15 protein-coding genes are annotated in these 13902 nt (G+C 59.4%); 10 read left to right on the plus strand and 5 right to left on the minus strand.

Annotated features, from left to right (window positions below; all coding sequences use genetic code 11):
• Positions 1–36: 36 nt before the first annotated feature.
• Together NKJ21_RS24050 and NKJ21_RS24055 are read left to right on the plus strand one after the other, a co-directional pair.
• On the plus strand, positions 37–426 hold the full coding sequence (locus NKJ21_RS24050) for a hypothetical protein (protein ID WP_002892699.1): 390 nt from the start codon (positions 37–39) through the stop codon (positions 424–426).
• A gap of 167 nt (positions 427–593) precedes the next feature.
• A complete protein-coding gene (locus tag NKJ21_RS24055; RefSeq protein ID WP_008805507.1) occupies positions 594–1049 on the plus strand; it encodes an RcnB family protein in 456 nt (151 codons plus the stop codon).
• Between the two features lie 64 nt (positions 1050–1113).
• Here the strand turns inward: NKJ21_RS24055 and NKJ21_RS27795 are convergent, their stop codons facing one another.
• Complete coding sequence (locus NKJ21_RS27795) at positions 1114–1707, minus strand: YSC84-related protein (RefSeq protein WP_309242293.1); 594 nt, start codon at positions 1705–1707, stop codon at positions 1114–1116.
• A gap of 234 nt (positions 1708–1941) precedes the next feature.
• Between NKJ21_RS27795 and NKJ21_RS24065 the strand changes: the two genes are divergently transcribed.
• From NKJ21_RS24065 to NKJ21_RS24075, 3 genes are all read left to right on the plus strand, one after another.
• Positions 1942–3120, plus strand: a complete 1179-nt coding sequence (locus tag NKJ21_RS24065; protein ID WP_012542544.1) for a M20 aminoacylase family protein — start codon at positions 1942–1944, stop codon at positions 3118–3120.
• A 19-nt stretch (positions 3121–3139) separates the two neighbouring features.
• A complete protein-coding gene (locus NKJ21_RS24070; RefSeq protein WP_002892707.1) occupies positions 3140–3916 on the plus strand; it encodes an ABC transporter substrate-binding protein in 777 nt (258 codons plus the stop codon).
• A 127-nt stretch (positions 3917–4043) separates the two neighbouring features.
• Complete coding sequence (locus tag NKJ21_RS24075; protein WP_012968772.1) at positions 4044–4997, plus strand: aldo/keto reductase; 954 nt, start codon at positions 4044–4046, stop codon at positions 4995–4997.
• Between the two features lie 541 nt (positions 4998–5538).
• On the opposite strand, the gene NKJ21_RS24080 is transcribed toward NKJ21_RS24075, so the two are convergent.
• Both NKJ21_RS24080 and NKJ21_RS24085 read right to left on the minus strand, forming a co-directional pair.
• Complete coding sequence (locus tag NKJ21_RS24080; RefSeq protein ID WP_023322181.1) at positions 5539–6330, minus strand: MoaF C-terminal domain-containing protein; 792 nt, start codon at positions 6328–6330, stop codon at positions 5539–5541.
• A gap of 25 nt (positions 6331–6355) precedes the next feature.
• Positions 6356–7132: an SDR family NAD(P)-dependent oxidoreductase gene (locus NKJ21_RS24085; RefSeq protein ID WP_040973761.1), complete on the minus strand. Its 777-nt coding sequence runs from the start codon at positions 7130–7132 to the stop codon at positions 6356–6358.
• Between the two features lie 509 nt (positions 7133–7641).
• Between NKJ21_RS24085 and NKJ21_RS24090 the strand changes: the two genes are divergently transcribed.
• From NKJ21_RS24090 to NKJ21_RS24110, 5 genes are all read left to right on the plus strand, one after another.
• Complete coding sequence (locus tag NKJ21_RS24090) at positions 7642–8325, plus strand: response regulator transcription factor (protein WP_012968769.1); 684 nt, start codon at positions 7642–7644, stop codon at positions 8323–8325.
• 117 nt (positions 8326–8442) lie between these two features.
• On the plus strand, positions 8443–9615 hold the full coding sequence (locus NKJ21_RS24095; RefSeq protein ID WP_012542539.1) for an MFS transporter: 1173 nt from the start codon (positions 8443–8445) through the stop codon (positions 9613–9615).
• Between the two features lie 16 nt (positions 9616–9631).
• Positions 9632–10747, plus strand: a complete 1116-nt coding sequence (locus NKJ21_RS24100) for a class II histone deacetylase (protein WP_040973762.1) — start codon at positions 9632–9634, stop codon at positions 10745–10747.
• An 83-nt stretch (positions 10748–10830) separates the two neighbouring features.
• Entirely contained in the window at positions 10831–11133 is a 303-nt protein-coding gene (locus tag NKJ21_RS24105) for a type II toxin-antitoxin system HigB family toxin (RefSeq protein ID WP_004178884.1), read from the plus strand.
• The gene (locus tag NKJ21_RS24110; protein WP_023297173.1) at positions 11134–11496 is read left to right on the plus strand and encodes a type II toxin-antitoxin system HigA family antitoxin; all 363 of its coding nucleotides are present in this window, start codon (positions 11134–11136) and stop codon (positions 11494–11496) included.
• 16 nt (positions 11497–11512) lie between these two features.
• Here NKJ21_RS24110 and NKJ21_RS24115 read toward each other — a convergent pair whose 3' ends face one another.
• Both NKJ21_RS24115 and NKJ21_RS24120 read right to left on the minus strand, forming a co-directional pair.
• Entirely contained in the window at positions 11513–12055 is a 543-nt protein-coding gene (locus tag NKJ21_RS24115; protein ID WP_071582590.1) for a DUF3156 family protein, read from the minus strand.
• Positions 12033–13532, minus strand: a complete 1500-nt coding sequence (locus tag NKJ21_RS24120) for an APC family permease (protein WP_038422219.1) — start codon at positions 13530–13532, stop codon at positions 12033–12035. The genes NKJ21_RS24115 and NKJ21_RS24120 overlap by 23 nt, the downstream gene beginning before the upstream one ends.
• Positions 13533–13902: the final 370 nt, after the last annotated feature.

Below are 13902 nucleotides of genomic sequence, written 5' to 3' on the forward strand. Positions count from 1 at the left end.
ATGCGACTCATAACACGACACGTGAGAGAGGATATTATGAAAAAAGCAATGATTGCGTTATCGGCTATTCTGGTTGCAGCTCCGGTTTTTGCTGCGACAACACATGCAACAGATGATACCGTCGCGGCGGCGAATGCCAATGCCAACACCGCCAAAGAGAAGCTGCACCAGGCCCAGCATGAGGGCGAAGAGCAGCAGCTGAAGGCGAAACATGCTGCCGAAGGCAAGCAGGACAGCGTTGGCAGCCAGGTGAGCGAAGGCGCGCAGAAAACCTGGAACAAGACCAAAGAAGGCACCGAGAAGGGGTGGGATAAGACCAAAGAGGTCAGTGAAAAAGGCTGGAATGCCACCAAATCCGGTGCGGAAAAGGGCTGGGATAAAACCAAAACCGGCGCCGAAGAGTTAAAAAATAAAGTGACTGAATAAGTCCTTTTACCTGTCTGAATCAAGGTCGCGAAAGCGGCCTTTTTTATTGCCCCGCCATCAGCACAACCTCTTCCCGACAGCCGATGCCAGAATCGTCCTGGTTAACCAGTTACTCACTCTTTCTTCACATTTGCCCGGTACAAAGGAGCTGAATCAGGAGGTGTACCATGAAAAAGATGATTTCTCTGGCAGTAATTTTATCGTGTGTGCTGAGCGTCCCGGCCTTTGCCGATGGCCCGAACGACGGCCATCGCCCGGGGCAGCCAACGGTGTGGCAGAACGGTCCGGACCATGATGGGCATGCGCCGCAGGGCGGACCTGACGCGCATCATCAGGGCGACCATGACCAGCGTGGCCCGGATCGCGACGGTCATGGCAAACGCGATCAGGCACGTCATGAGCAGGACCATTTCGCCTGGCGCGGGAACGATTTCCGCAAAGGACACCCGGCTCCGGCGCCGTTCCGTGGCGATGAATATCGCGTCCGCGACTGGAGCGACCGCGGCCTGCCGCCCCCGCCGGAAGGCCATCACTGGTCCTATATCGACGGTAACTATGTGCTGATCGCTGCGGCGACCGGGATCATCACCTCGATTCTGGTGAGCGGCGCCCTCGGCCACTAAATGCGCTGCTCCGCGACGCCGGGTCAGGGAAAGCCTGAACCGGCGATGGCGCACTCGCGGAAAGCTACGGGTTCAGCGCAGCATCCGGCCAGTATTTATAACCATTGATCATTGCCTGGGCGGCCAGCCCTTTTTCGGTCAGGTCGTAGACGTTGACCTTCGAGGGCAGGGAGGCGGTATCTGACGCCACGCCGCTGGTGGAGGCGGCGATCGGCGCGATGCCTTTGTCATCATATTTTGCGGCGGCATTCGCATCGGCGCCAACCATGTATCCCTGGCGGATAAAGGTCTCCAGGGCTGCTTTATCATGGAAAACCAGCACCGTGCGCTGCTGCTTAATCCCCATCCCCATCCCCAGGCCGGCGCCGCCCTGGGCCATTTTCATATAGGTATCCTTCCCGGTGGCCTTATTCCGCACCACGCCGTAACCGCTGCCAAACCCGAACAGCAGGATCTTGCTGCTGTTATTGGCAAACACCGCATACCCCTTCGCATGCTGAATATCACTGCGGGCCTCAGGCTGCAGGGCGTAAAGCTTGTTGAGGGTTTCGCTGCGCATCTTCTGGATGCTGGCCCGCTGCTGGCTGGCGGTATCGCCCTGCGCGCTGCAGCCCGCTAGCATGACGATGGCGGCGAGGGAAAGCGTCTGTAATTTCATATACGTTTATTTTATTTAAATCTGAATATGGTCGGGAATGGTAGGTTAAATAACGGTAAATCCTCCATAAAATAAACGTTTATTTTTAAATTTCACTATTTTGATTATTTATTACTCTGTAATGTGCGGATTATTAAATAAGATGAGTTCATTCCAGGTATTAGAAATGCTGCTTGCATAAAGTTTCCACCACGTTACCGTGTTAAGTCCTTAATTTATTTCCCGGAGAACGGCATGAGTGATTATGTAATCCCCGAAATTAAAGCGACGGAAGATGAAATGATTTCTATCCGTCATTATTTACATGCCAATCCGGAATTAAGTCTGGAAGAGTTTAATACCAGTGAGCTGGTGGCTGGCAAACTGGCGGAGTGGGGCTATCAGGTCACCCGCGGCCTCGGTAAAACCGGCGTCGTCGGCAGCCTGAGCAAGGGCGACTCGCCGCGTACTATTGGCCTGCGCGCCGATATGGACGCGCTGCCGATCCATGAAACTACTGATTTGCCCTGGGCCAGTACGGTACCCGGAAAAATGCACGCCTGCGGCCATGACGGCCATACCACCATTCTGCTGGCGGCGGCGAAATACATCGCCTCGCCGGCCTGCCAGTTTAACGGCACGGTGCATCTGATTTTTCAGCCGGCGGAAGAGGCTATCGGCGGCGCCGATTTAATGATTAAAGACGGGCTGTTCGAGCAGTTCCCCTGCGAACGCATCTTTGGCTTGCACAACATGCCGGGGCTACCGGTGGGCAAGCTGGGCTTCTATGCCGGCAACTTTATGGCCTCGGCGGACACCGTCAAAATTACGATTACCGGCTACGGCGGCCACGGCGCCCATCCGGAGCGAACCGTCGACCCGATCGTCGCCGGTGCGGCGCTGGTGATGGCCCTGCAGAGCATCGTGGCGCGCAACGTGCCGCCGGGGGAAACGGCAGTGGTCAGCGTCGGCACCTTCCAGGCCGGTATCGCCTCCAACGTCATTCCGGAGAGCGTGGTGATGGAGCTGAGCGTGCGGGCGATGAAGCCGGACATTCGCGATCTGCTGATCAAGCGTATTCACGAGCTCGCTGATTTTACCGCCAAAAGCTATGGCGCCAGCAGCGTAGTGGAGGTGTACGACTCCTACCCGGTATTAACCAACAGCCCTGAAGAGACCGATTTCGCCCGGGCGCTGGCTCTGGAAGTGTTTGGCCGCGAAGGGGTACTGGAGTCGGTCTCGCCGATGAACGCCAGCGAGGATTTCGCTTTTATGCTGCGCGAACGCCCAGGGAGCTACTTCCTGCTCGGCAACGGTGAGAAAGGGGAGAAGGGCGGTTGCATGGTGCACAACCCCGGCTACGACTTTAACGATGACATTATCACCACCGGCGCGACGCTGTTCGCCCGCCTGGTGGAAAAGCACTGTCGCTAATCTCTGGAGAAGAACGCGAATGAAAAAATCACTGTTGCTATGGCTGGCATTAATGGCGTCGACGTCGGCGCTGGCCGAAGGGGGAAAGGAGATCCGCTTCGGCGTCGACCCGACTTTCGCGCCGTTTGAATGGAAAGATCCGCAGGGCAAGCTGGCGGGGTTTGATATCGATTTAGGCAACGCCATTTGCCAGCAGCTGCAGGCGAAATGCGTGTGGGTGGAAAGCAATTTCGACGGCATTATCCCGGCGCTGAAGGCGCGTAAATTCGACGCGATCCTTTCCGGGATGTACATGACCGAGAAGCGCAAAGCGCAGATTGCCTTTAGCGACAAGCTATATAACGGGCCGGTGTTCCTCGTGGCGCGTAAAAATACCCTGCAGGGCAATACGCCGGAACAGCTGAAGGGCAAAACCATCGGCGTGGAGCAGGGCTCGGCGCAGGAGACTTATGTTAACCAGCACTGGCGGCCGCAGGGGATTAACATTGTGGCCTACCAGGGGGCCGATAGCGTGGTGCGTGACCTGGAGTCCGGGCGCATCGACGGCGCAGTGCTCTCCGGGATGATGGCCGACTACAGCTTCCTGCAGCAGCCGCAGGGTAAGGAATTCGCCTTTGTCGGCGGCCATCTGCAGGACGATACGCTGTTTGGCGCCGGGGCGGCGATCGGCTTGCGTAAAGACGATGAGGCACTGCGTCAGGAAATTAACGGTGCCATTGCGAAGATTCTGGCCGACGGCACCTATAAAAAATTAGCCGGCAAATATTTTAGCTTTGATGTTTATTCCGGGACATAATGTCTGAGTGTACCTGCGGGCGTGGAGCGCCCGCCGTAAGATTCCTTTTCTGATTATCCAATCACCTCCTCTCCTGACCCCTGCGGTTACCTGAGGGAAGCAGAATATAAGCTAAGGAGTACTCGGCATGATGACACGTCCATTGGGTAAAACCGGATTTTCCATCGCCCCATTAGTCTTTGGCGGCAACGTCTTTGGCTGGACCATCGATGAAAAAACCAGTTTTGCTCTTCTTGATGCTTTTGTTGACCACGGTTTTGACGCTATCGATACGGCGGATGTTTATTCCCGCTGGGCGGAAGGCAACCAGGGCGGCGAATCCGAAACCATCATCGGTCGTTGGCTGCAGGCGCGCCCCGGCATGCGCGATAAGGTCAAAATCTTCACCAAAGTCGGCTCCGATTTAGGCCTCCCCGGCCATAAAGGGCTCAGCAAAGCCTGGATCCAACAGGCGGTAGATGACTCCTTACGCCGCCTGAATACCGACTACATTGATCTCTACTTCTCCCACTGGCCGGATCCGCAAACCCCGGTGGAGGAAACGCTGGAGGCTTTCCACAGCCTGCAGCAGGCTGGAAAAATCCGCGCCATGGGGGCCTCTAACCTGGATGCGATGCAGCTGGCGGGGGCGCTGGAGGTAGCGCGTAAAGGCGGCTTGCCTGCCTGGCAGGTGCTGCAGCCGGAATATAACCTCTACCACCGATCCGCGTTTGAAGGCGCGCTGTGCGATCTCTGCGTCAGCCGCGATATCGGGGTGGTGACCTACTACAGCCTTGCCTCCGGGTTCTTAACCGGTAAGTACCGCCAGCCGTCGGATCTGGCCCAGAGCCAGCGCGGAGGGGGGATTGGTAAGTACCTGAATCCGCGCGGGATGCGGATTATCGATACCCTGGTGGCGGTCGCGGACGAGCAGGGGGCGAAGCCGGCTGAGGTGGCCCTGGCGTGGCTGATCGGCCGCGAAGGCGTGACCGCGCCGATCGCCAGCGCCACCAGCGTGGCTCAGGTGGAGAGTTTTGCCCGCGCGGCGGCGCTGAGCCTGAGCGCGGAGCAGGTGGCGCGACTGGACAGCGCCAGCGCCTGAGTCACTCCCTCTCCCCGGCGGGGAGAAGGAGAAGGGCTATACATGACGCGGACCGTAGGCCGGTTAAGGCGCCAGCCGCCACCCGGCGAAATGACGGCGCAACCGGAAATGCCCCTGCTCGCTCTGCGCTTAGCAGGGCTACCACTCCTGTGCTATTTCCGGGCTGATTGCGCTCCCGATATTTTTTCTGCGTTATGTCACTCATGGCACAGGGAGCGCACAGGGGGCGGCCAGTCGCCGCCGCCCCCTGTACCCCCGGGCTCCGGCCAGCAAAATCGCCACTGCGTGGTACCTTCGACTTTTCCCTGCAGGCTTCGGGTCGGGCCGAGGCAGCGTCCGTGCAAAACACGGCCCTCAGCCCGCATCCATGCGGCCTTCCGGGAACGTCTCAGCGATTTTGAGGCCGTCAGCACCGGCAGTTTCAGTCGCACAAGTGGGTAAATTAATGACTGGCTGCTCGGACCGTAGGCCGGGTCAGGCGCAGCCGCCACCCGGCGAAATGACGGATGTGGTGCCTGAAAGCGTGCCCGGCGGCGCCCCTTTATTCCTGATGGCGGGTGACGTTGAGGATCTTCGCGCTGGCGCCGACCGGGAAATTGCTGAGGGCGCCGAAATCGCTGCCCTGATAGCCCATGATCTTGCCGTCGGTGCGCATCTGCTGCAGATCGATCAGGATCACCCCCAGCGTGGGAATGATTTTCTCCCGCCAGACGAACAGATAGAGATCCTCAGCCACCTGCACATAGTGGCAGCGATCGACATCCGCCAGCCCCTTTTCCACACCGTCCAGACACTGCCAGGTGTAAAAATTGTCGTTGAGATAGATGTGCTCATAGCGCTCGGTCGGGCTGTAGGTGTACTGATTGCGCATGCCAATAAGCGCATCGGTAAAGTCCGGCAGCGGCCCCGACTGCTCATCCAGGCGGGCAAAAACAAACCGTGCCTCTACCGCGGTCAGCGGCAGGCCTTGCTCCACCCGGCTGAAGGCGTCCAGCCGCGCGGCGGCTTCGTCCGGCAGCTGGCCGTAGACCAGGGTGGCGTTGCGCTGTGTCAGGTTGCATACCGCGCTAATGCTGGCGTTATCCCGCTCCGGGTCAAGGAAGTCGATAAACAGAATGTCCGGGCGCAGGGCGGTTGCCCGCCAGGGCGCGCGCTTGCCGTTCCAGCTGAGCGTCTGGTCATCTTCGATAACCAACTGCTGCGGCTTACTGCCCGCGACATAAAAAGTAAAGGTTTCGCCGGCGGGCAGGCTGGTGGTGGCGAGTAAATTACCGTGTGGCGCAAAACCATCGGCCAGCGCGCCGACCTGGATAAATACGGCTTCTGAAGTCATAGGGGCTCCTGAACAGAGTAGGGCGTTAGGCAAACGCCAGAGTGGGAACATCGACGATACTGGCGCCGCCGTCGGCGACCAGCGTGGCGCCGCTGATGATGGCGGCCTGCGGCGAACAGAGAAACTGACAGGCCTCGGCTATCTCCTCGGGGCTGGCGGGGCGGCGCAGCGGAACATCGCGACAGACCCGCTGATAAGCCTCCGTCAGTGATAGCCCTTCTGCCTCCATCAGCGGGCACATCTCTTCATCCGCCATCGGCGTCGTGACCCAGCCGGGACAGATGGCGTTGGCGCGTACCCCCTGTGGGCCGTAATCGCGGGCGACGGAACGCATCAGGCCAATTAAGGCGTGTTTGGCGGTGACGTAGCCGCAGGCCTGCGGCCCGGCGGCGAGTGAGGCGATGGAGGCGACAAACAGGACATTGCCTCGGCGGGCAATGAGCGAGGGCAGACAGGCGCGAACGCTGGCGAACGCGCTGGTGAGATTGCCGTCCAGCGCCTCGCGCCACTGGCTGTCGCTGGTCTCGGCGGCGGGGCTGTTGCCCATCCCGCCGGCGCTGCAGATGAGGACATCAATACCGCCAGCCTGGTCGAGGATCGCCGGCAGCAGCCGCTGACCCCAGACCTCGCCGTCGGCGGCATCGCCCACCAGCGCCGTGGCGCCGGTCTCATCGGCGACAGCCTGCAATGGCGCTTTGCGCCGTCCGGTAATAAACACCCGGTCGCCCGCGGCGCACATCAGCCGCGCGCAGGCGGCGCCAATTCCGGTTCCACCGCCGGTGATCACCACGACTCTCGCCATTCGCTCTCTCCTGTTATGGGGTCTTCGATTACCTTAAAAAGCGCGTCAGGTCCCGGCTATCGTCCGGAAGAACGATAGCCGTGGCGGTTAATGGATCTCTCTCACAGGGCGCCGTTCTCATTATTTCGGCAACAGCGGGTCAGGCGTCATCACATGATTACGCCGCGGCGAAAATTAATTGCATCCTGTTAAGGGTATAAGTGAAAAAAAACAGAAATCCATCGTTCTTTAGGATGAGAATGACGCGTCGGGGATAGGTTTTTTTTATCACCAGGGGCAGGTACGCCGGGTGTTAATCTTTTTTGTTTATATTTTAACGCGGCTATCGTAAAGCATGGCAGGTGTGTTTTTTAAATGCTTTATATAACAATGGTTTGTTGAAAATTATGTAACGGCTATCACATTGTTAATATGTTAATGATTGTGTTACTTAAATGTGAAATGTATGCTTCAATTATCAGTAGTCATCCATGTGTCATGTACCATCATCTCGACGGGGAGGCCCTATCATGTCTGCTTTGTTAAAAGCCAGCCGTAATGATGCGATAATAGCCCGTTGTTTACAGACTATTTCCCAGCTAATTCCACTGACTTCAGCGGTCTTTTATCGAGTAAATAATCGTTTAAAACCCGAAAGCTATATATTGCATAATATTTCCGATAATACGCACCAACAATATCTGGAAAACTTCCAGCCGCTGGATCCGCTTCTGCCCTCGCATTTTAGCCACCAGAACACCACCGTGGCGGCGATGACGCCGCGGCTCTGCGACCGCAACCGCCATTACTATCATGAATTCATGTTGCCGAATAACGTACGCGACATGACCGAGATCTTTATTCGCCGCGAGCGGCGGATCATCGCCGGTATCTCGCTGATGCGCGACGTGCCTTTCTCCAGCGAAGAGCGCCAGCGGGCTCAGGCGGTGCTGCCGCTGGTGGAGCTGGCCATTCGCGACTGTCTGCAGGAAGACGATGACCTGCCCGCCATCCTGACGGCGAAAGAGCGGGAAATCGTCGGCATGGTGCGCGAAGGCGCCAGCAATAAGCTGATTGCCCGCCAGCTGGATATCTCGCTCTCGACGGTAAAAACGCACCTGCGCAACATTTTCGCCAAGACCGAAGTGGTCAATCGTACCGAACTGGTTTCCCGAACCTGGATGCCGGCCGCTCAGCGTACGCTGCATCTGTGATCTGACTTTCGCATCCCGCGCGCGCCGTGGCAGCACGGCGTTTTCCTGATGCCTGTGGGTATCACTCCCTGGAGGATCCTCCGGGGGGAGGCTTTTTTGACCGGAGCACGCCCTACGATGTCGAGTACCCCTCTCACTGATAATGCGCTTTCCCGGCCCGCCGGGCTGGTGGTCTCCCTGCGTTTGCTGGCGGCGATCGTGATTTTTGCCGCTATTGCGCCGGGTATTCTGATGACCGCGCCGGCGGTGGCGGCGCAGCTGGCCAGCGAATGGCAGCTTAAACCTGGGCAGATCGGCTGGCTGTTCTCGGCGGAGCTGGGGGCGATGAGTCTGGCGACGCTCCCGGCGTGGTGGTGGATGAGCCGCCTCGACTGGCGGCGGGTCGCCCTGATGGCCGGGGTGGTGTTTCTGACCGCCAACCTCGCTTCGGCGGTGGTCACCCAGTACGAGACGCTGCTGGCGGCGCGCTTTCTCGCCTCGCTGGCGGGCGGCACGCTGATGATTTTGTGTATCAGCTGCGCGGCGGGGACGCCGAACCCGTCGCGGGTCTACGCCTTTTGGGTGCTCGGGCAACTGCTGTTAGGCATGCTTGGCCTGCTGGTGCTGCCCGGCCTGTTCGCGACCTTTGGCCTGAAGGTGGTTTATCTGATCCTCGCCGCCATTATGCTCTGCTGTTTGCCGCTGGTGTCCGCTTTCCCTCCGCGCTTTCAACCGCTCTCTGCCTCCCACCAGCAGCCGTCGACGGCGCTGTGGCGTCAGGCGCTGGCGGTGCTGGCGGTACTCACTTTCTATATCAGCCTCAGCGCAGTGTGGACCTTTATCGGCACCATCGGCAGCGCGGCGGGGCTAACCCCGACGCAGGTCGGTCTGGTGCTGGCGGCGGCGACGGTTTGCGGCATTATCGGCGCCGGCGGCGCGGCGCTGCGGGGTACCCAGCGGGCCGATCGTTTACCGGTGTGGCTGGGCTACGGCCTGCTGATCGTCAGCGTTGGGCTGCTGATCGGCCAGCCGCTGCTGGTGCGCTACGCCATCGCGGCGCTGCTGTTTAAGTTCACCTGGACCTTCGTGCTGCCCTTTATTCTTGCCCGTGTGGCCGGGCTCGATAGCAACGGCCGGCTGATGAACAGCATCAATCTGGTGATCGGCGGCGGCATGGCGGCCGGTCCGGCCTTAGCCGGGGCCTTACTGCAGCGTTTTGCCAGCGCCGACCCGCTGCTGGCGGCGGCAGGCGTCTGCGCGCTGCTGTCATTGATTTTGATTGCGGCGGCGTCCGCCGCCGGGAAGAGTTAGCCCACGGGAGGATAGAGTGAAAAGAAAAACCGGTTTCTTCTTTGATGAACGTTGTTTCTGGCACAGTACCGGTCTGCACGCGGTGACGCTGCCGGTGGGCGGGTGGGTGCAGCCGCCCGCAGGCGGCGGTCATGCTGAATCGCCGGAGACCAAACGGCGGATGAAAAACCTGATGGACGTCTCCGGGCTGACGCCGCAGCTGGCGCTGCGCAGCGCGGCGCCGGCGAGCCTTGAGGACCTGCGGCGGATCCACCCCGACAGCTATCTGGAGCGCTTCAAGGCGATCAGCGATAACGGCGGCGGCATGCTCGGCAAAGAGGCGCCGCTGGGGCCGGGCAGTTATGAAATCGCCTGTCTTTCCGCCGGGCTGGCCTGTGCGGCGGTGGAAGCGGTGCTGGAGGGGGAGCTGGATAATGCCTATTCGCTGTCGCGCCCGCCCGGACACCACTGTCTGCCGGACCAGTCGATGGGATTTTGTTTCCTCGCCAATATTCCCATTGCCGTCGAGCGGGCGAAAGCGCAGCTGGGGCTGGGCAAGGTGGCGATCATTGACTGGGATGTTCACCACGGCAACGGCACCCAGCATATCTACCTGCAGCGCGACGACGTACTGACTATTTCCTTGCATCAGGACGGCTGCTTCCCGCCGGGCTACGCCGGCGAGGACGATCGCGGCGTGGGCGCGGGCGAAGGTTACAACATTAATATTCCGCTGCTGGCCGGGGCGGGGGATGACAGCTGGCGCTATGCGCTGGAAACTATCGTCATTCCTGCGCTGGCGCGTTTTGAGCCGGAGCTGATTATTATCGCCTGCGGCTATGACGCCAACGCCATGGATCCATTAGCGCGGATGCAGCTACATAGCGACAGCTTCCGGGCGATGACCGAACAGGTCCAGCAGGCGGCGGATCGCCTGTGCGGCGGGAAACTGGTGATGGTGCACGAGGGCGGCTACGCCGAATCCTACGTGCCGTTCTGCGGCCTGGCGGTGATGGAAACGCTGAGCGGTATCCGTACCGAGGTCCAGGATCCGCTGCTGGAATTTATTCAGCAGCAGCAGCCGCGGGCGGAGTTTGCGCAGTTCCAGAGGCAGGCTCTCGATCGGCTGGCGCAACGGTTTGGCCTGCAGTAATCGCTCACGCTCACGGTGATCGCTAAAGTCCCGGTACGGGACTTTTTCTTTACTTAGTCCCGAAATGGGACTAGTCTCTGCACATGAAGATAATCTCAGTGAAAACCTTAAGGGACTTCTGGGCGGAGAATCCCGACGCTGAACAACCGCTAAAGGCCTGGGTAGACGAAGCGACAAAAGCAGACTGGAAAACCCCGGCGGAGATAAAGGACCAATACCGCAGCGCAAGCATATTGAAAAATAAGCGGGTGGTATTCAACATTAAAGGAAATGATTACCGGTTAATCGTAGCCGTTGCTTATCTGCGGGGGTGGGTGTTCGTTAAGTTTATCGGTTCGCATAAGGAATATGACGAGATAAACGCTGAGACGATTGAGAGGAAGTAAATGATGAAAATAAAACCTATCCGCACTGAACGAGATTACGAAGCCGCGCTAAGCGCGGTTGAACCTTTTTTTGATAATGAACCAGCGCTTGATACGCCAGAGGGCGATTTTTTTGAGGTGATGTGCCTGCTGATTGCTGAGTATGAAAAAAAGCACTATCCCATCGAGCCGCCGACGCCGATAGAGGCGATCAAGTTTCGCATGGAGCAGCAGGGGCTGACCGTCAAAGATCTGGAGCCGGCGATTGGTAAATCGAATCGTGTCTATGAAATTCTCAATGGTACGCGCAACCTGACGCTCCCGATGATTCGCCGGCTTCATGCGCAGTTCGGCATCCCCCTTGAGAGCCTGATCGGCGCGTGATGGCGCGGGCATCCGCTCACTCATCCATCCACTGACTTACCGCCTGATTAATCATCGCCAGCACGCTGAGCAGCAGCATCCGCTGCTGCGCTTCCAGCCGCAGATAACGGCGCAGCGGCGGCATTTTACAGACCACTTCGCTGGCGGCCCAGGGTTCAATGCTGCAGCGCCAGCCGCTACTATCAAAGGTCAGCGAAAAGCGGCGGTAATCCAGCTCGCTTAAGGTCTGCTGGAGATTAGGAAAACCGTTGAGATAGCCGGCGAGTTCCTCGCTGTCTTTGCCGCCGATAAAGCGGATCGGCTGGCGTTTCCACCAGCCGGATTGATGGGCGCGAATGTTACCGCGAGCGGGCCGGGTCACCGGCCCCTCGACGACAAACTCGCAGCTGTGAATGCTGGCCATAAACAGCCGCTTCTGACGCACGCTGAAGGTCACGGCGGTGGCGTCGTTCAACCGCAGCAATGCGCTGCGTTCGCTCAGCTTTTCGCACGGCCAGCCCGCCAGATCGCGCTGCACCGCGTTCATTAACGGCGTCTCAAACCAGGGGACGGAGGACATCTGGCGTCATCTCCCCGCGGGTCTGTTTTTCATAATTGTTGATGGCGCGCTCCACCACCTCTTCCACTACCAGCGGCTTGAACGGATTGACGCGCTGCACGCACACCGTCCAGAACAGGGCGTAGGCGGCGGTCAGGCCGAGCATAATGCCGAACGGCACCAGCACCTGGCGGCTGTCCATCCCCGGTGGCGTGATATTGACGATAGCGATGATGATCCCGACGCTGGAGATAATCTGCGGCAGCGGGAACCACGGCGAGCGGTAGGCGCGCGGCAGGTCCGGGCGGCGGATACGCAGCATCACCACCGACAGCGTCACCAGCAGATAGGCGACGCCCCAGGCGCAGACCGCGGCGAGGATCAGCGGCACGATGCGGTCCAGATCGCCGTTCAGATACCAGGCGTGCAGGCAGGGGATCGCCACCCCGATGGCGATGGCGATCACCGGCGTCTTAAAGCGCGGGTGCAGCCAGGTCAGGAAGCGGGGCAGCGCGCCGTCCAGTGCCATGCCGTAGATAATACGCGGCACGGCGGCCATCAGCGTATTGATGGTGGCGCAGCCGGCCAGCAGCAGCCCGACCCCCAACCAGTACTGGCCGGCGTGGCCCATCACCCGTTCGGCGAAGGCCGGGATCGCCATCGGTGTATCCAGCAGATGGACGTTGTTGGCCGCGTCGAGCACGGTATTCTCCACCTGGCGGTTGATCGCCGCGCCGTAGATAAACATGCAGCTGGCGACTCCCAGCAGGCCCAGCGCCATCGCCCGCGGAATAGTGCGGTGGGCCTGTTTAATCTCCGGCGCCATCGGCGTCACCAGTTCGCAGCCGACGAACATAAACATCGCCATGCCGATATAGCCGAACAGACCGTTGATATCGCTGATGTTCAGCGGCGTGCCGAACCAGCCGGAAAGATGAGTCACCGGCGCCATAAAAATGCCACACAGGCCGAAAATAGTCAGTGTGGTCCACATGCCGAAGGTCAGCACCACTTCGACCTTGCCGAAGATTTCCACGCCGATGGCGTTGAGCAAGCCGAAAATCACCACCATGCCGACACCCACCATCCAAGTGTTCTGGTGGGCGGCCATCTGAGCGTTGATCGATTCGAAGTTTACCAGCGCCATAATGCCCGCCAGGATCGTCTCCGCCGTCCCGGCGAAAATATGGACGATCAGATAGGCGCACAGCGCGCCGGTGATAGCGAAGAAGCGGCCCATGCCGCAGGCGATATAGTCGTACACCGAACCGGTGGTAGGAATGAGCGTCGCCGCCTCGGCAAAGGTGGTGACCTGCGCCTGCATCATAATAAAGGCCAGCAGCACCGCCAGCGCGAAGGTATCGCCGCCCATGCCGAAGCCGCTGGTGACCGTCAGGATCACCGGGCTGGCCATGATCAGCCCGACGGAGCTGGCGAGGGTGGTCGGGAAGCCGACGACGCCGCGCTCAAGATGGCTGGCGAGTCTGTTACTAAACATAGTCAACCTCTGCACAATAATGGGGTAGGGCAGGGAATAGCCAGCGCCACTCCCGGATAGTCATAATTTAGGCGGGCATCCTGCTCAATGAATATCGTCCGGAAGGTGGAGGGCGGCGCATGATTCTGTGACGCAGTCGATGAATGTCGCGGTGGATAAACAACATGACCCCGAAAACCGGGGCCATCCGTCTTGCCACGTTGCGCGTATTTCTGCCGGATGGCGGCTGCGCCTTATCCGGCCTACGGTCCGTGCGGCCTGCCTTTAATTTATTCACCATGCTGACTGAAACGCCGGTGTTGGCGGCCTCAAAACCCCCGGTGGCGCTGCTGCTTACCGGGGCTACAGCGCTGTGCGATTTGGTAGCCCG

This window comes from Klebsiella sp. SWET4 (assembly GCF_024296565.1).
Classification (GTDB): Bacteria; Pseudomonadota; Gammaproteobacteria; order Enterobacterales; family Enterobacteriaceae; genus Klebsiella; species Klebsiella variicola.